General features: G+C 65.6%; 14 protein-coding genes. All 14 read right to left on the minus strand.

Annotated features, from left to right (window positions below; translation table 11 throughout):
• Positions 1 to 248: 248 nt before the first annotated feature.
• The 14 genes from MKAN_RS21135 to MKAN_RS21200 all read right to left on the minus strand — a co-directional run bounded on the left by MKAN_RS21135 (position 249) and on the right by MKAN_RS21200 (position 17,257).
• Entirely contained in the window at positions 249 to 1,781 is a 1,533-nt protein-coding gene (locus MKAN_RS21135; RefSeq protein ID WP_036391789.1) for an MFS transporter, read from the minus strand.
• 302 nt (positions 1,782 to 2,083) lie between these two features.
• Positions 2,084 to 3,670, minus strand: coding sequence for an NADH-quinone oxidoreductase subunit NuoN (gene nuoN / locus MKAN_RS21140; RefSeq protein ID WP_023371897.1), 1,587 nt, complete (start codon positions 3,668 to 3,670; stop codon positions 2,084 to 2,086).
• Complete coding sequence (locus tag MKAN_RS21145) at positions 3,667 to 5,295, minus strand: NADH-quinone oxidoreductase subunit M (RefSeq protein ID WP_099184670.1); 1,629 nt, start codon at positions 5,293 to 5,295, stop codon at positions 3,667 to 3,669. The genes nuoN and MKAN_RS21145 overlap by 4 nt, the downstream gene beginning before the upstream one ends.
• On the minus strand, positions 5,292 to 7,178 hold the full coding sequence (gene nuoL / locus MKAN_RS21150) for an NADH-quinone oxidoreductase subunit L (protein ID WP_023371899.1): 1,887 nt from the start codon (positions 7,176 to 7,178) through the stop codon (positions 5,292 to 5,294). Before nuoL ends, MKAN_RS21145 begins: the two co-directional genes overlap by 4 nt.
• 10 nt (positions 7,179 to 7,188) lie before the next feature.
• The gene (gene nuoK / locus MKAN_RS21155) at positions 7,189 to 7,488 is read right to left on the minus strand and encodes an NADH-quinone oxidoreductase subunit NuoK (protein ID WP_007168303.1); all 300 of its coding nucleotides are present in this window, start codon (positions 7,486 to 7,488) and stop codon (positions 7,189 to 7,191) included.
• Positions 7,485 to 8,255, minus strand: coding sequence for an NADH-quinone oxidoreductase subunit J (locus MKAN_RS21160; RefSeq protein WP_099185084.1), 771 nt, complete (start codon positions 8,253 to 8,255; stop codon positions 7,485 to 7,487). Before MKAN_RS21160 ends, nuoK begins: the two co-directional genes overlap by 4 nt.
• Positions 8,256 to 8,275: 20 nt before the next feature.
• Positions 8,276 to 8,770, minus strand: coding sequence for an NADH-quinone oxidoreductase subunit NuoI (gene nuoI, locus MKAN_RS21165; protein ID WP_404824098.1), 495 nt, complete (start codon positions 8,768 to 8,770; stop codon positions 8,276 to 8,278).
• Between the two features lie 43 nt (positions 8,771 to 8,813).
• The gene (gene nuoH, locus MKAN_RS21170) at positions 8,814 to 10,067 is read right to left on the minus strand and encodes an NADH-quinone oxidoreductase subunit NuoH (RefSeq protein ID WP_023371902.1); all 1,254 of its coding nucleotides are present in this window, start codon (positions 10,065 to 10,067) and stop codon (positions 8,814 to 8,816) included.
• A gap of 49 nt (positions 10,068 to 10,116) precedes the next feature.
• Positions 10,117 to 12,540 carry an NADH-quinone oxidoreductase subunit G gene (locus MKAN_RS21175; RefSeq protein WP_023371903.1) on the minus strand — a complete coding sequence of 808 codons (2,424 nt, stop codon included), beginning with the start codon at positions 12,538 to 12,540 and terminating at the stop codon, positions 10,117 to 10,119.
• Positions 12,537 to 13,868, minus strand: a complete 1,332-nt coding sequence (nuoF, locus tag MKAN_RS21180) for an NADH-quinone oxidoreductase subunit NuoF (RefSeq protein WP_023371904.1) — start codon at positions 13,866 to 13,868, stop codon at positions 12,537 to 12,539. Before nuoF ends, MKAN_RS21175 begins: the two co-directional genes overlap by 4 nt.
• Positions 13,865 to 14,692 carry an NADH-quinone oxidoreductase subunit NuoE gene (gene nuoE, locus MKAN_RS21185; RefSeq protein ID WP_023371905.1) on the minus strand — a complete coding sequence of 276 codons (828 nt, stop codon included), beginning with the start codon at positions 14,690 to 14,692 and terminating at the stop codon, positions 13,865 to 13,867. The genes nuoF and nuoE overlap by 4 nt, the downstream gene beginning before the upstream one ends.
• A complete protein-coding gene (gene nuoD / locus MKAN_RS21190; protein WP_023371906.1) occupies positions 14,689 to 15,987 on the minus strand; it encodes an NADH dehydrogenase (quinone) subunit D in 1,299 nt (432 codons plus the stop codon). The genes nuoE and nuoD overlap by 4 nt, the downstream gene beginning before the upstream one ends.
• Positions 15,987 to 16,706, minus strand: coding sequence for an NADH-quinone oxidoreductase subunit C (locus MKAN_RS21195; RefSeq protein ID WP_023371907.1), 720 nt, complete (start codon positions 16,704 to 16,706; stop codon positions 15,987 to 15,989). Before MKAN_RS21195 ends, nuoD begins: the two co-directional genes overlap by 1 nt.
• Positions 16,703 to 17,257 carry a NuoB/complex I 20 kDa subunit family protein gene (locus tag MKAN_RS21200; protein ID WP_023371908.1) on the minus strand — a complete coding sequence of 185 codons (555 nt, stop codon included), beginning with the start codon at positions 17,255 to 17,257 and terminating at the stop codon, positions 16,703 to 16,705. Before MKAN_RS21200 ends, MKAN_RS21195 begins: the two co-directional genes overlap by 4 nt.
• Positions 17,258 to 17,279: the final 22 nt, after the last annotated feature.

Consider the following 17,279-nt stretch of genomic DNA (forward strand, 5'->3'; position numbering starts at 1 on the left):
CGGGCTGACAACCAGGGGGCATCCTGCACCAGCCCCGACGAATCGGCTGCACCGGTTTCCGTCTGTGCCGGCGGCGACGCCTGTCCTGCACTCGGCCGGTTCGGTGCCCCGTTTCTTTCGGACCGGTTGAGAAGCCCGCTGCGACGCGACGCCAGGGGCATGGGGGAGCGGCACATCGACTATGTCAGCTGGCCGGTTCGGCGTGGGAGATCGGTGCCCCAGTCAAAAGTATTGGCAGAGAGTGGCTTTCAGCGCTTTACGGTGCGGTGGCCACTCGGGAAGCGTCGCACACCAAGGACGAGCGCAGCCGAGAGCAACACCGCAGCGCCGGCAACTGCGAGTTGGACGCCGCGAATGAACTCTTTGTCCGCGACGCGCACGATCGTCTGCTCCTGCTGTGACGTCGTCGGGTGTCCGGGCCCGATTTCAGCAGCGTGAGCACGCGGATTCGCGCCGTCGACCACCGAAGAAAGAACCGACGCGCGCTCAGCGGGATCACTGATCACGTCATCCAAACGCTCCGGCAGAGCGACGCTCAGCCAACCCGCGAGGATCGAACCAAGCAAGGCGACACCGAAAATGCTGCCCAGTGACCGCTGCAGATTGATCAGTCCGGCAGCCATACCGGCTCGATGATCGTCGACCTCGGTCATTGCGATATGCAATAGCGGGGTGGCGCACCCGCCCGCCCCCGCTCCGAACAACGCCAGGCCGGCAACCACTACTGGCATCACGCGACCAATGGCGATCCCGAAGAGCGCCAGCCCGACAATCATTGCCGCCAGACAAATCAGCACCGGCAGCCTGGGGCCCCAGCTTTCCACCGCCCGCCCCGCCAGTAGGCTCGCAATTCCAAATCCCACTGGAACCGGCAACATCAACAGACCCGCCTGCAGCGGAGTGAAGCCACGCACGTTCTGGAAATGCTGGGTGATAACCATCAACGTCCCGAAATAACAGGACATCACCACGAAGTAGACCACCAGCGCCGACCGGTAGACCGGGTGGGTAAACAACTGAAGATCAATCAGCGGAAACACGGCGCGACGCTCGTGCTGGACGAAAAACCACAGTAGCACGAACGCGACCGACAGCAATATGACCATTAGTCCGGGCTGTCGGTCCGCCCTCGGCGCCTCGATGATCGCGTACGCGAGCAGGGCGACCGCGGGAGCAAACATCAGTTGTCCCGGCCAGTCCAGCTGGGTGGGATCGGGATCCTTGGATTCGGTCACGCTCAGACGGGTCAGCAACCAGACGGCCGCTCCCAGCGGCACGTTCACCGCGAAGACGCTACGCCAGCCCATCTCCTCTACCAGAATTCCGCCCAATGCCGGGGCTGAACCCGCGCCGATGCAGCCAATGGCCATCCAGCCGGCTATGGCCCGCGCTTTCATCCCCGGATCGGGGAAAGCGTGACTCAGCAATGCAAGCGAGAGCACCGAAATGAAGGCCGCGCCCACGCCCTGGACGACTCGCGCCACCGTGAGTATTCCCAGGCTCACCGGTACGGCACAGATCATGGACGCGGCGGCGAATACCCCCAGCCCGATGAAAAATCCGCGCCGGCGCCCATACCGATCGCCCAGCAAGGCGCAACTCATCAGCACGGCAGCCATACCGAGGCTGTAGCCGGCGACCGCCCACTGAAGACCTTGCTCACCCGTCTTGTAAACGGCTTGGATGCTGGGCAACGCAACGTTCACGATGTTGATGTCCACAAACACCATGAAGATTCCGAGACCGGTCGCGACAACGGTCATCCGCTGGCGCGGTGTCATCGCCTGATGTGAAACCTGTGCGACCGTCATTTCACTCCAATTTTCACGACTGCTGCCGAACAGCGATCGCCCGATATTCAATATCTGTCGGCGGAGCCAGACACCATTTCTGCGGTTTCATGTCCACGAAGCGCTCCTCGCGAATAGCCCGACTTCGCCGCGTGGATATGTGGTCGTTGAATCTATCAGCAGCCGGCGACCCTGGTGTGCCAATTAGGAAATCGGGCAGCAGCCGGAACGAGGGTGGTCGCGGCGGTCCCGGACACCGCTGAGCGCGGTGCCTGGACAGCACCGTCCGGGCGCTAGTGCAGCAGCTGCGCGGCTTGCTCGGCCAGATCGAGCACCGGCTGCGGGAAGATCCCCAAAACCACTGTGACGAGGGCGCATATGGCGATGGCGGCCTTGCTCAGCACGCCCGGTGCCACCACTTGCGGTGTGTCGTGGGTGCCTTCGGTGAAGAACATCAGCACGATCACGCGCACGTAGAAGTAGGCGGCGACCCCGCTGGCGATCACACCGATGATCACCAGCGGCACCGCGCCGCCCTGGGCCGCGGCCCTGAACACCGCGAACTTGCTGATAAAGCCACTGGTCAGTGGGATGCCGGCGAACGCCAGCAGAAACATCGAAAGCATTACGCCCACAATGGGTGAACGCTGACCCAGCCCCGCCCAGTGCGACAGGTTGGCGTCCTCGACGCCTTCGGTGTTGCGGATCAGGCCCACGATGGCGAATGCGCCCACCGTGGAGAAGCTGTAGGCGACCAGATAGAACAACGTTGCCGACAGGCCGGCTTGGTTGTCGGCGATGACGCCGGTGAGGATGAAGCCGACGTGTGCGACCGACGAATAGGCGAGCATCCGTTTGACGTCGGTCTGGTTCACCGCGGTGATGGTGGCCACCGCCATGGTCAGGATCGAAATTGCCCACAGCACCGGGCGCCACTGGTCGTGGAGCGGCGGCAGCGCGACATAGACGACGCGTAGCAGTGCGCCGAACGCCGCGACCTTGGTGGCGGCCGCCATGAATCCCGTGATCGGGGTGGGCGCTCCCTGATATACGTCGGGAATCCAGGAATGGAAGGGGACCGCGCCGACTTTGAACAGCAGGCCGACCGACAGCAGCCCGACGCCTACCAATGCCATTGAGGTATCACTTTGTGCCGTAAGCGAATCGCGGATACCGGACAGGGTCAGCGTGCCGGTCGCACCGTAGAGCAATGCGACGCCGTAGAGGAAGAACGCCGACGAGAAGGCGCCCAGCAAAAAGTACTTCAACGCCGCTTCCTGCGACAGTAGCCGGCGGTGACGAGCGAGCCCGCACATCAAGTACAGCGGCAGGGACAAGACTTCGAGCGCCACGAACATCGTTAGTAGGTCGTTGGACGCGGAGAAGACCATCATGCCGCCGACCGACAGCGTCAGCAGCGGGAAGATCTCGGTTTGCGCGGCGCCGGCCCGTTCGGCCTCGTGCTCGGCCGCGCTGCCTGGCACCGCGGAAGCCTGCGGCGTAAAGGAATCCAGCCCGCCGCTGCCCGCGGCGACCGTCACCCTGTTCGGTGCGGCAGCCCGGTGCGCGCTGCGTTCGGCGATGAAGATGACCGCCAGCACGGCGACGAGCAGCACGGTGCCTTGTAGGAACAGCGCCGGTCGATCCACCGCTACCGACCCGAGCACTGCGCGGCGGCCGGACGCCGGAACCGACCTGGCCACCATGATGACCGTGATGAATGCGGCGATCAATCCGCCGACGGTGAGCGTCACCTGGGCGCCGTATCGCATGCGGCGAGGTAGGAACGCTTCGACCAGCACCCCCACGACAGCGACGCCGAAGACGATCAGCATCGGGCAGAGCAGGAAGTACTCAATGCTGGGGCTGGGCAAGGTCATTGGTGCGGTCCTTCGGCTGTCCGGGGAACTCCGGTGCTCACGGGTACGTGAGGCGCGGGATCATGCTGGCCGATGGTGGTCATGGTGTTCTCGACCGCGGGGTTGATGAGGTCGAGCATCGGTTTGGGGTAGACCCCCAGCACGAGCAGTAACGCGATCAGCGGTGCCACCACAATCATCTCGCGGGGCACCAGATCACCGATTCGTTCGTTGCCCTTGGCCACCGGCCCGGTCATCACCCGCTGGTAGAGCCACAGCATGTAGATGGCAGACAGAACCAGCGCGGTGACGCCGAACGCCGCGGCCAGCCAGTAGCGGTTGTAAGTGCCCAGCAGCACCAGGAATTCGCTGACGAACGGGGCCAGGCCAGGCAGCGACAGGGTTGCCATGGCCGAAACCAGGAACGTGCCGGCCAGAATCGGCGCCACCTTCTGCACACCGCCGTAGTCGGCGATCGACCGGCTGCCGTGGCGGGAAATCAGGAAGCCGGCGATCAGGAACACCGCCGCCGTGGACAGGCCGTGGTTGAGCATGTAGAGCGTCGACCCGCTCTGGCCCTGGGTGGTCATCACGAAGATGCCCGCGATGATGAACCCGAAGTGCGAGATCGAGGTGTAGGCGATCAGCCGCATGATGTCGGTCTGGCCGATGGCCACCACCGCACCGTAGATCACGCCGATGATGGCCAGCGTCACGATCAGCGGACGGAAATACGTTGACGCGTCAGGGAATAACTGCAGGCAGTAACGCAGCATACCGAAGGTGCCGACCTTGTCCATCACCGCCATCATCAGCACCGCGGTCGCGGGTGTGGACTCGACCGCGGCGTCGGGCAGCCAGCGGTGGAAGGGCCACAGCGGCGCCTTGACGGCGAACGCGAACATGAACCCCAGGAACAGCGCCTTGAACACCGCCGGGTCGATGCCGTAGCGGCCCGAGGCAACACCGGCCACGATCTCGCGGAAGTCGAAGGTTCCCGGACCATGCTGCGCGGTCACCACGTATAGCCCGATCACCGCGGCCAGCATGATCAGCCCGCCGAACAGGTTGTACAGCAAGAACTTCACCGCGGCGCGCGAGCGCCCCGGACCCTGGCCGAAGCCGCCGATGAGGAAGTACATCGGGATCAGCATGGCTTCGAAGAACACGTAGAACAGCAGCACGTCCAGCGCGACAAGCGAGATCAGCACCATCGACTCGATGGCCAGGGTCAAGGCGACATACGCGTGCACCCCGCGAGTTCGCTCGCCACTTCGTGACGATCGCAAGCTCGGCGAAGCCGGGCGCTGGGGGTCGCCACCATCTCCGTCGTTCCAGCCGGCTACGAGCAGCAGCGGAATCAGCACCGTGGTCAGCAGCACCAGCACCACCGCGATGCCGTCCACCCCGAGGGTATAGCCGGCACCGAAAGCCGGTATCCAGGAATGCTTTTCGACGAACTGGAACGGCTCGCCACCGGGCTTGAACCCGGTGGCGACCACGACCGAGACGGCCAGCGTCGCGACGCTGACGATCACCCCCGTCCACTTGGCCAGTCGGCGCAGTCCGGGGGGCAGCAGGATGATCAACACCGAACCGGCCAGCGGCACCAACCACAGCGTGCTCAGCCAGGCAAAGTTGCTCACCACAGGTTCACCGCCAACAGCACCGCGGCCACCAGGACCGCGCCGGCCAACATCGACAGCGCGTAGTTACGGGCGAAGCCGGTTTGCATGCGTCGCAGTCGGTTCGACGTCCGGCTCACCAGCGCGGCCAACGCGTTGACCGAGCCGTCCACCCCCGCGTTGTCGACTTCGACCAGCGTGTCCGTCAGCCGGGCGCTGGGACGCATGAACACCTCCTCGTTGAAGGCGTCGCCGTAGAGGTCGGCGCGCGCGGCCGTCGTCAGCACCGACACCTGGGTGGGGGCCACCCGCGGGACCGGTGCGGTGGCATACATCCGGTAGGCCACCGCGATTCCGGCGGCGACGACGGCGAGCGCCACCGTGGTGCTGACCCAGGCCGGGATGGCGTGGGTGGCTTCTTCCGGTACGCCGACGACGGGCTCGAGCCAGTGCCGAAGCGTTCCGCCGACCGCGAACAAGCCCCCGGAAAACACCGAGCCGACGGCCAGCAGGATCATCGGCCATGTCATCAGCCCCGGCGCTTCGTGCGGATGCGACCCAGGCGCCCAACGCTTTTTGCCGAAGAAGGTCATCAGCATCACCCGCGTCATGTAGAACGCGGTGACGCCGGCACCCAGCAGCGCGGCTCCGCCCAGGACGTATCCGCGGGCTCCGCCGACACCCAGGGCCGCTTCGATGATCGCGTCCTTGGAGAAAAAGCCCGCGAACGGCGGCACCCCGATGATCGCCAGATAGGCCAGCCCGAAGGTGACGAACGTGACCGGCAGGGCGGCCCGCAACCCGCCGTAGCGGCGCATGTCCTGTTCTTCGTCCATCGCGTGGATCACCGCGCCGGATCCGAGGAACAGGCCGGCCTTGAAGAAACCGTGGGTGAGCAGATGCATGATCGCAAAGGCATAACCGGCCGGGCCCAGACCGGCGGCCAACACCATGTAGCCGATCTGGCTCATCGTCGAAGCGGCCAGCGCGCGTTTGATGTCGTCCTTGGCGCAGCCGATGAAAGCCCCGAACAGCAAGGTGACCGCACCGACGACGACCACGGCCAGCTGCGCCTCCGGCGACAGGTTGTACAGCGGGTTGGACCGCACGATCAGATACACGCCGGCGGTCACCATGGTGGCGGCGTGGATCAGCGCGGACACCGGGGTGGGGCCCTCCATCGCGTCGCCCAGCCAGGCCTGCAGCGGAACCTGGGCGGATTTGGCGCACGCGCCCAACAGCAGCAGCAACCCCATCGCGGTCAGCGCACCGCGACTGGCCGCCGGCGCACCGGCGAACACTCCGGCGTAGGACAGCGTCCCGAACGTGGCGAACATGACGAACATGCCCAACGCCAGACCGGCGTCGCCGACCCGGTTCATCACGAACGCCTTCTTGGCGGCCGTGGCCGCCGACGGCTTGTGATACCAGAAACCGATCAGCAGGTACGACGCCAGGCCCACGCCTTCCCAGCCGACATAGAGCAACGCATAGTTGTCGGCAACCACCAGCAGCAGCATCGAGGCCAAAAACAGGTTCAGGTAGCCGAAAAACCGGCGGCGGTCCGGGTCATCTTTCATGTAGGCGACCGAATAGATGTGGATGAGCGATCCGACGCCGGTGATCAGCAGCACGAAGCACATCGACAACTGGTCGAGCTGCAGTCCGAAGTCGACCTGGAGCCCGCCCACCGGAATCCAGGTGAACACCGTCTGGCGGATGACGCGGTCACCCTCGGCCCGGCCGAGCATCTCGGCAAGCAACGCCGCACCCACGCCGAACGCCGCGACGGCCGCGGCGCAACCCAGCCAATGACCCCACGCGTCGGTTCGTCTGCCGCCGAACAGCAAGATCGCGGCACCCACCAGCGGCAGCGCCACCAGCAGCCAGGTGTAGTCAGTCATCTTGGCGTTCTTAGCCTTTGAGTAGGTTCGCGTCGTCGACCGACGCCGATTTGCGGGCACGGAAAATCGTCATGATGATGGCCAGACCGACGACGACTTCGCAGGCGGCCACCACCATGGTGAAGAAGGCAATCATCTGTCCGTCGAGATGGCCGTGCATCCGCGCGAACGTGACGAAAGCCAGGTTGACGGCGTTGAGCATCAGCTCCACGCACATGAACATGACGATCGCGTTGCGTCGCAACAGCACGCCGGAGGCGCCGATGGTGAACAGCAGCGCCGAAAGGTAGAGGTAATTGGCCGGGTTCACGACGTACCACCTTTGACCGTGTCGGCGGTCGCCGTGCCGTCCGCGCCGCGGCTGCGCAGGATCGACGAGACCGACAACTCCGAATACGTGCCGTCGGGCAGCCGCGCCGCCACATCGACCGCGTTGCGGCGCGCGTAGACACCCGGGTTGGGCATCGGGGTGGGGTGCCCGCCGGGACGGAAGCGCTCCTCGGAGAGCTCCCGCTGGGTCTTGCGGCGCTCGAAGCGTTCTCGGTGAGCCAGCACCATCGCCCCGATGGCCGCGGTGATCAACAGCGCGCTGGTCAACTCGAAAGCCCACAGATAGCGAAAGAAGATCAGCGCCGCCAGGCCCTCGACGTTGCCGTTGGCGTTGGCCGCGGTCAGCCCGGCGAAACCGCCAGTCGCCACGTTGCCGATGCCGCCGACCAGCAGGATGCCGAACCCGATCCCGGTGCCCACCGCGGCGACCCGCTGGCCGCGCAAGGTCTCCTTCAGTGACTCCGCGGAGTCCACGCCGATCAGCATCAGCACGAACAAGAACAGCATCATCACCGCCCCGGTATAGACCACGACCTGGACGACGCCCAGAAACAGCGCGTCCTGGACCATGTAGAACACCGCCAGGATGATCATCGTCATCGCCAAGAACATCGCCGAGTACACCGCGTTGACGGCCAGCACCACCGCGAGCGCGCCGATCAGCGCCAGCGCCCCGAGAATCCAGAACGTCACCGCTTCACCGGTGGACGTCCGAACGATGGTGTCTTGCGCCAAATTAGACGCCAGATCAGAAGCCAGGAGTGCGGTCACCGCAAGTCTCCGGCTTGCTGCGGCTCGCGCACGCCGTTCGGAGTCACGTTGCCGAGGTAGTAGTCCTTGTCGGTGGCGCCGGGAGCCCTGGGGTGCGGGGGCGCGGTCATTTCGGGCAGCAGCGGGGCCAGCAGCCGGTCCTTCTCATAGATCAGGTCGGCGCGGTTGTCGTCGGCCATCTCGTAGTCGTTGGTCATCGTCAGCGCCCGGGTGGGGCACGCCTCGATGCACAGACCGCAACCGATGCACCGCAGGTAGTTGATCTGGTACACCCGGCCGTAACGCTCGCCGGGGGAATACCGTGCCTCTTCGGTGTTGTCGGCGCCCTCCACGTAGATCGCGTCGGCCGGGCACGCCCAGGCGCACAACTCGCAACCGATACATTTCTCCAAACCGTCGGGGTACCGGTTGAGCTGATGACGGCCGTGGTAACGCGGTGCTACCGGACCCGGCTTTTCCGGATACTCCTCGGTGACGGTTTTCTTGAACATCGACCCGAGGGTCACGCCGAATCCGGCTACGGCGTCCAGGAGTCTAGCCACGTGCGTTCTCCTTACTCGCACCAACTGGCTGGGCCAGTGGCTTCATGGGCAGCGGCGGGGTCGGAAATACCGGTTCGGCGGCGCCGCGCTCGGCCGTGCGCTCAGCGCGCTGTTGGCGGCGCTTCACCCGGGAGCCCGGGCTCCGCAGCGACATCACCAGGCCCGTGGTCACGACGAGGCTGCTGACCACCAATGTCGCCGTCCAATACTGATATCCCTGGTTGCGCAGCGCGCGGATCACGGCGGCGATCATGATCCACAGCAGTGAGACGGGAATCAGCAATTTCCAGCCCAGCGCCATGAATTGGTCGTAGCGAAGCCGCGGCAATGTGGCCCGCAGCCAGAAGTAGATGAACAAAAAGCCCCACACCTTGGCGGTGAACCAGAGCAGCGGCCACCAGCCGGTGTTGGCTCCGGCCCACATGTTCAACGGCCAGGGAGCATGCCAGCCGCCCAGGAACATCGTCGCGGCCAGCGCCGAAACGGTTGTCATGTTGACGTATTCGGCGAGCATGAACATCGCGAACTTCAGCGACGAGTACTCCGTGTGGAAACCCGCGACCAGCTCACCCTCTGCTTCGGGCAGGTCGAACGGCGCCCGGTTGGTCTCGCCCACCATGGAGATGAGGTAGATCACGAACGACGGCAGCAACAAGAAGACGTACCAGACCCGGTCTTGTGCGGCGATGATCTGTGACGTCGACATGGTGCCGGCGTAGAGGAACACGGTGGCGAACGACAACCCCATCGCGACTTCGTAGGAGATCACCTGAGCGGTCGAGCGCACACCGCCGAGTAGCGGATAGGTGGAGCCGGACGCCCAACCGCCGAGCACGATGCCGTATACCCCGACGGCCGACATGGCCAGGATGAACAGCACCGCGACCGGCAGATCGGTCAGTTGCAGCGGCGTCCGGTGGCCGAACACCGACACCTCGGGGCCGAACGGAACGAACGCGAATGCCGTGAACGCAGGAATCACCGAGATGATCGGCGCCAGGAAATACACGAACTTGTCGATGCCGCCGGGAGTGATGCTTTCCTTGAGCGCCAGCTTGATTCCGTCGGCGAGACTCTGCAACGCGCCGTGCGGCCCCACCCGGTTGGGGCCGGGTCGTAGTTGCATCCGGCCGAGGAGTTTTCGTTCGGCCAGGATCGCCACCAGGACGGTCAGCATGAGGAAGGCGAAGATGGCTATCGCCTTGGCCGCTACCAGCCACCACGTGTCGTGCCCGAACGGGGTCATCGGCACCGCTCCTCCACATCAGTTCGTTCTGCGTCGTCGCCGGCGCGGGTCATTCGCTCACTCCAATTCGCACGACGCTGCCCTGAGTCGCGCCCAGCTGCCGATGCACTGCCGAGCCCGGGGAGTTCAGCGGAAGCCACACCACCCGATCGGGCATGTCGGTGACTTTGAGCGGCAAGGTGATTGAGCCGCGGGCGGTGCTGACGGTGACCTCGTCGCCGTCGTCAGCGCCGATCTCGGCTGCGGTGCCGGCCGACAGCCGCACCAGAGGCGGGCGCGCGGTGCCGGCGAGGTGCGGTTCGCCGTCCTGTAGCCGGCCCGCGTCGAGCAGCATCCGCCAACCGGTCAGGATGGCCTCACCCGCACCGGGTTCGGCGGGCCCGGGCGCGGACGACGCGGCCGAATTATGCGGGCCGGCAGCGCGTTTGCCGTCCCAGGTGCCCAGTGCGGCAAGCTCGGCGCGGGCCGCCTCCACGGTCGACACTCCCAAGTAGACCCCCATCTCGTCGGCCAACGCGTCGAGAACGCGGTGATCCGACTGGCCGGCCTGCGCGGTGGTGCCGTGCAGCGCGGGTTTGAACCCGCGGTAGCGACCCTCCCAGTTGACGAAGGCACCGGCCTTCTGCGCCGTCGGTGCGACCGGGAACACCACGTCGGCGCGTTCGGTGACGGCACTGTGCCGCAGTTCCAGGCTGACCACGAACCCGGCGGCGTCCAGGGCGGCCAGCACCGCGTCCGGATCGGCGAAGTCGCCCGGCTCGACACCGCCCACCAGCAGCGCGCCCAGTGTGCCGTCGGCGGCGGCGGCCAGCATGCCGTCGGCGTCATGCCCTGGCGCAGTGGGCAATTCGGCCACATGCCAGGCCTCTCGGACCTGCGATCGTGCGGTCTCGTCGGCCAGCGGGCGGCCACCGGGCAGCAGTCCGGGCAACGCGCCGGCCTCCAGCGCACCGCGTTCGCCGGCGCGGCGCGGGATCCACGCCAGCTGCGCTCCCGTCGAGTCGGCCAGCCGCGCCGCAGCGGACAATCCGCCGGGCACTGTGGCCAGGCGTTCGCCGACCATGATGACTGCGCCGGGCGTGGCCAGCAGATCGCCTACTTCACCGGTGGCCAGCCCATCCAGGGCCGCGGGCTCCGCGCCGGGAACGGTGGTGATCAGCGTGCCGGACATCTTCTGCAGGCCGCGGGTGGCAAATGGCGCGATCGCATACACCGGAACCTTGTGTTTGCGGGCCGCCTTGCGCAGCCGCAGGAAGACTATTGGTGACTCGTCTTCGGGCTCGAACCCGACCAGCACCACCGCGGGAGCCGATTCCAGGTCGGAGTAGCTGACGGTGCGTGCCCGGCCCGCGACGCGGGCCGCCAGGAAATCGGCCTCCTCGGCTGAGTGCGGCCGGGCCCTGAAGTCGACATCGTTGGTGTCCAACACGATTCGCGCGAACTTGGCGTACGCATAGGCGTCTTCCCAGGTGGCCCGGCCACCGACCAGCACGCCGGTGCGTCCGCGGGCCGCCTCGAGTCCCTGGGCCGCGGCCACCATGGCGTGTGACCACGAGGCGGGCACCAGCTCACCCTCGGTGTTGCGGATCAGGGGAGTGGTGAGCAGGTCCGGCTGGGTCGCGTAGCTGAAGGCCCACCGGCCCTTGTCGCAGTTCCACTCCTCGTTGACTTCCGGGTCGTCACCGGCCAGCCGGCGCAGCACCTTGCCCCGGCGGTGGTCGGTACGTTGCGCACAGCCCGACGCGCAGTGCTCACAGACGCTGGGGCTGGAGACCAAGTCGAACGGGCGCGCCCGGAATCGGTAGGCGGTCCCGGTCAGCGCGCCGACAGGGCAGATCTGCACCGTGTTGCCCGAGAAGTAGGAGTCGAACGGTTCGTTGGCGTAGATGCCGACCTGCTGCAGGGCGCCGCGCTCCTGCATGTCGATGAACGGATCACCGGCGATCTGTTCGGAGAACCGGGTGCAGCGCGCGCACAAGATGCAGCGTTCCCGGTCCAGCAATACCTGTGCGGAGATGTTGATGGGCTTGGCGAACGTGCGTTTGACGTCGGTGAAGCGGGATTCGGGACGGCCGTTGGACATGGCCTGGTTCTGCAGCGGGCATTCGCCGCCCTTGTCGCACATCGGGCAGTCCAGCGGATGGTTGATCAGCAGCAGCTCCATGACGCCGTGCTGGGCCTTGTCGGCGGCTTCCGAGGTGAGCTGGGTGCGTACCACCATGTCGTCGGTGCAGACCGTGGTGCACGAGGCCAGCGGTTTTCGTTGTCCCTCGACCTCGACCAGACATTGGCGGCACGCGCCGACCGGGTCGAGCAGCGGGTGGTCGCAGAACCGCGGGATCTGGATGCCCATCAGCTCGGCCGCGCGGATCACCAAAGTGCCTTTGGGGACGCTTATTTCGTTTCCGTCGATGGTCAGCGTCACCATCTCCGGCTGGGCCACCCGGTTTTCGGTGTCGGCCGTTTGGGTCACGCCTTGTCTCCGTTCGCCATGAGCATGGATTCCCGGGGGTCGAACGGGCATCCGCCGCCTTCGACATGCGCGACGTATTCGTCGCGGAAGTAATTGATGGACGACATCACCGGGCTCGCGGCGCCATCTCCCAACGCGCAGAACGCTTTTCCCAAAATTGAGTCCGAGATGTCGAGCAGTTTGTCGATGTCCTCATGGGTGCCCCGGCCGGTTTCCAGCCGCTCGTAGATCTTGTCCAGCCAGAATGTGCCCTCCCGGCACGGTGTGCATTTCCCGCATGACTCGTGCTTGTAGAACTCGGTCCAGCGCCGCACCGCACGCACCACGCAGGTGGTCTCGTCGAAGATCTCCAGTGCTTTGGTGCCCAGCATGGAGCCCACCGCGCCGACGCCTTCGTAATCCAATGGCACGTCGAGGTGTTCGTCGGTAAGCAATGGTGTGGAGGATCCGCCCGGCGTCCAGAACTTCAGCCGGTGTCCGGCGCGGACTCCGCCGGCGTAGTCGAGCAGTTCGCGCAACGTGATGCCCAGCGGGGCCTCGTACTGGCCCGGGCGGGTGACGTGACCGGACAACGAATACAGCGTGAAGCCAGGCGATTTCTCGGTGCCCATCGACCGGAACCAGTCGACGCCATGCAGGATGATCGCAGGGACGCTGGCGATGGTCTCGACGTTGTTGATCACCGTCGGGCAGCCGTAGAGCCCGGCCACGGCGGGGAAGGGCGGACGCAGCCGCGGCTGGCCGCGGCGGCCTTCCAGCGAATCCAGCAGCGCGGTCTCTTCGCCGCAGATGTAGGCGCCCGCGCCGGCGTGCACCACCAGCTCGAGGTCGAAGCCGGAGCCGGCGATATTGCGGCCCAGGTAGCCGGCGGCGTACGCCTCGGCCACCGCGTTCTGCAGCCGGCGCAGTACCGGCAGCACCTCGCCGCGCACGTAGATGAAGGCGTGGTGGGCCCGGATCGCGTACGCGGCGATGATGATTCCCTCGACGAGCACGTGCGGTGTCGCCAGCATCAGCGGAATGTCTTTGCAGGTGCCGGGTTCGGACTCGTCGGCGTTGACTACCAGGTAGTGCGGCTTGGCCGCGGCACCCTTGTCGCCTTGCGGGATAAATGACCATTTGGTGCCGGTGGCAAAACCCGCGCCGCCGCGCCCGCGCAGCCCCGAATCCTTGACGGTGCCGATCACCGCGTCCGGGTCCATGGACAGGGCCTTGTGCATTGCCCGGTAGCCGTCGTGACGCCGATAGGTTTCCAGGGTCCACGACTTGGGGTCGTCCCAGAACCGGCTGATCACCGGCGTCAACGGGGTTGCCGACGAAGCCGTCATGAGTTGCCTTCCGGTGCCGATTCCGGGGGTTCTGGGGCTTGCATGCCGTTTTCCTTCGCCACCCGTAGCCCGGCCAAGGTGGCCGCACCGGCCCCGCCCTGGCCCTGATCGGGCCGCTGATCCGGCAGCCCCGCCAGGATGCGGGATGTCTCCCGGAAGGCGCACAGCGGAGCCCCGCGGGTGGGCTCCTTCGGGTTGCCGGTACGCAGCGAGTCGACGAGTTCGCACGCCGATTCCGGCGTCTGGTTGTCGAAGAATTCCCAGTTCACCATCACCACCGGCGCGTAGTCGCAGGCCGCGTTGCATTCGATGTGTTGCAGGGTGACGGTGCCGTCGGCGGTGGTTTCGTCGTTGCCGATGCCGAGATGCTCTTTGAGTTCCTCGAAGATGGCGTCGCCGCCCATGATGGCGCACAGTGTGTTGGTGCACACCCCGACCAGGTAATCGCCGGTGGGGCCGCGCCGGTACATGGTGTAGAAGCTCGCGACCGCCGAAACCTCGGCGCCGGTCAGCCCCAGCTGAGTGGCGCAGAATTCCAGGCCCGCGGGCGTCAGGTAGGAGTCTTCGCCTTGCACCAGGTGCAGCAGCGGCAGCAGTGCGGAACGCTTGTCGGGGTAGCGGCCGATGATCTCCTTGGCGTCGACCTCCAGGCGCGCCTGGACCTCCGGCGGATACGTCTGAGGCGCACCCTCGACGACGAACTGGTTGGGTTCTTCGGGCGGCGGCCCCAGGCGGATGAACACCGATTGTCCCTGTGGTCCGGTCTCAGCCTGACGACCATGTGGTCGCGTAGCGGCCGAGGTGGGGTCGGGCGATTGGGTCATCGGTCCACCCCGCCCATGACCGGGTCGATGCTGGCCACGGCGGTGATCAGGTCGGCGACCATGCCGCCCTCGCACATCGCGGCGACCGCCTGCAGGTTGGTGAACGACGGATCCCGGTAGTGCACCCGGTAGGGGCGGGTGCCGCCGTCGCTGACCATGTGCACGCCGAGCTCTCCGCGCGGTGATTCCACCGCCACGTAGACCTGGCCCGGCGGTACCCGGATGCCCTCGGTCACCAACTTGAAGTGGTGGATCAGTGCCTCCATCGAGCTGCCCATGATCTTGGCGATGTGTTCTGGCGAGTTGCCCATGCCATCGGGACCCACCTTCAGGTCGGCGGGCCAGGCGATCTTGCGGTCCTCGATCATGGTGGGGCCCGGCTTGAGCTTGTCCAGGCACTGCTCGACGATCTTCACCGACTCCCACATCTCTTTGACCCGAATCATGTAGCGCCCGTAGGCATCACAGGCGTCATCGGTGATCACGTCGAATTCGTAGTTTTCGTAACCACAGTAGGGTTCACTCTTGCGCAGGTCGTGCGGTAGTCCGGTGGAACGCAGAATCGGGCCGGTGATACCCAGCGCCATGCAGCCGGTCAGGTCGAGATAGCCGATGCCCTGGGTGCGGGCTTTCCAGATGGCGTTTTCGTTGAGCAGATCACCGAGTTCGCGCAGCGGTTGCCGCAACTGGTTGAGGGCTTCGGCGATATCGGTCACCGCGTTGGGCGGTAAATCCTGTGCCACGCCGCCGGGCCGGATATAGGCATGGTTCATCCGCAGTCCGGTAATCGACTCGAATACGTTGAGGATGATTTCGCGGGCCCGGAAACCGATGAACATCGCCGTCATCGCGCCCAGCTCCATACCGCCGGTGGCCAACGCGACCAGGTGCGAGGAGATGCGGTTGAGCTCCATCAGCAGCACCCGGATGACGTTGACCCGCTCCGGTATCTGGTCGGTGATGCCGAGCAGCTTCTCCACACCCAGGCAGTACGCGGTTTCGTTGAAAAATGGTGACAGGTAATCCATCCGGGTCACGAAGGTGACGCCCTGGGTCCAGTACCGGTATTCGAGGTTCTTCTCGATTCCGGTGTGCAGGTAGCCGATTCCGCAGCGGGCCTCGATGATCGTCTCGCCTTCGATCTCCAGGATCAGCCGCAACACCCCGTGCGTGGACGGGTGCTGCGGCCCCATGTTGACCACGATGCGTTCACCGGGGTCCGCCTTGCGGGCGGCGTCGACGATGTCCTCCCAGTCCTGGCCGCCGGCGACCAGGATGGTGTCGGTTTCGCTCATCAGTTGTAGCCCCTACGTTCGTCGGGCGGGGGTATCTGCGCGCCCTTGTATTCGACTGGGATGCCACCGAGTGGGTAGTCTTTGCGCTGCGGATGACCGTGCCAGTCGTCGGGCATCTCGATGCGGGTCAGTGACGGATGCCCGTCGAAGACGATCCCGAAGAAGTCATATGTCTCGCGCTCATGCCAGTCGTTGGTCGGGTAGACCGAATACAGCGACGGGATATGCGGATCACTGTCGGGCACAGACACTTCCAGCCGGAGGCGACGGTTGTGGGTGATCGACTGCAGGGGGTAGACGGCGTGCAGCTCCCGGCCGGTCTCGTGCGGATAGTGCACTCCATTGACGCCCAGGCACATTTCGAACCGCAATTCCGGTTCGTCGCGCAGGCGTTGGGCGACTTGTGGCAGTCGTTCGCGGCGGACGTGCAGGGTCAGTTCGGCCCCCTCGCCCTGCGGGTACACCACGACTTTCTCTATGGCGTCGTCGAATTCGACACCCTCGCCGTGCAGCGCTTCGGCCAGGCGGTCGGCAATGTCGTCGAAATAGCCGCCATACGGCCGAGGGCTGCTGCCCGGCAACGTGACCTGACGCACCAGCCTCCCGTATCCGGACGTGTCACCGGTGCCGCTGACGCCGAACATCCCGCGGCGAACGTCGATCACTTCTTCGTCGGCGCGGGCGATCGCCTCCCGCGGGTCTTGGTCTGGGGAGCTCATCGCAGCAGTCCGCGCATCTCGATGGTGGGCCTGGCCAGCAGCGCCGCCTCCTCGGCCTCGGCGATGGCACGTTCCCGGTTGACGCCCAACGGCATTTCCTGAATCTTCTCGTGCAGCTTGAGGATTGCGTGCAGGAGCATCTCCGGACGCGGCGGACAACCCGGCAGGTAGATGTCGACCGGAACAACGTGGTCCACACCCTGGACGATCGCGTAGTTGTTGAACATCCCGCCGGAAGACGCGCAGACCCCCATGGCGAGAACCCATTTCGGTTCGGCCATCTGGTCGTAGATCTGGCGCAGCACCGGCGCCATCTTCTGGCTGACCCGTCCCGCCACTATCATCAGATCCGCTTGCCGCGGCGTCGCGGAGAATCGCTCCATCCCGAAGCGGGCCAGATCGAACCTCGGTCCGGCGGTTGCCATCATTTCGATCGCGCAGCACGCCAAGCCGAACGTCGCCGGCCACAGCGAGTTCTTGCGGACGTAGCCCGCGACCTTCTCGACTGTCGACAGCAGGATCCCGCCGGGTAGCTGTTCTTCCAGTCCCACGCCCTACCTCAATCCCATCTCA

The organism is Mycobacterium kansasii ATCC 12478 (genome assembly GCF_000157895.3).
GTDB lineage: Bacteria > Actinomycetota > Actinomycetes > Mycobacteriales > Mycobacteriaceae > Mycobacterium > Mycobacterium kansasii.

Bases quoted from the DNA above. Each gene is read 5' to 3' on its own strand.
- MKAN_RS21135 (WP_036391789.1), bottom strand. From the start codon at position 1,781: ATGACACCGCGCCAGCGGATGACCGTTGTCGCGACCGGTCTCGGAATC.
- nuoN (WP_023371897.1), bottom strand. From the start codon at position 3,670: ATGACCTTGCCCAGCCCCAGCATTGAGTACTTCCTGCTCTGCCCGATG.
- nuoL (WP_023371899.1), bottom strand. From the start codon at position 7,178: ATGACTGACTACACCTGGCTGCTGGTGGCGCTGCCGCTGGTGGGTGCC.
- nuoI (WP_404824098.1), bottom strand. From the start codon at position 8,770: ATGTTCAAGAAAACCGTCACCGAGGAGTATCCGGAAAAGCCGGGTCCG.
- nuoH (WP_023371902.1), bottom strand. From the start codon at position 10,067: ATGACCCCGTTCGGGCACGACACGTGGTGGCTGGTAGCGGCCAAGGCG.
- nuoF (WP_023371904.1), bottom strand. From the start codon at position 13,868: ATGACGGCTTCGTCGGCAACCCCGTTGACGCCGGTGATCAGCCGGTTC.
- nuoE (WP_023371905.1), bottom strand. From the start codon at position 14,692: ATGACCCAATCGCCCGACCCCACCTCGGCCGCTACGCGACCACATGGT.
- nuoD (WP_023371906.1), bottom strand. From the start codon at position 15,987: ATGAGCGAAACCGACACCATCCTGGTCGCCGGCGGCCAGGACTGGGAG.
- MKAN_RS21195 (WP_023371907.1), bottom strand. From the start codon at position 16,706: ATGAGCTCCCCAGACCAAGACCCGCGGGAGGCGATCGCCCGCGCCGAC.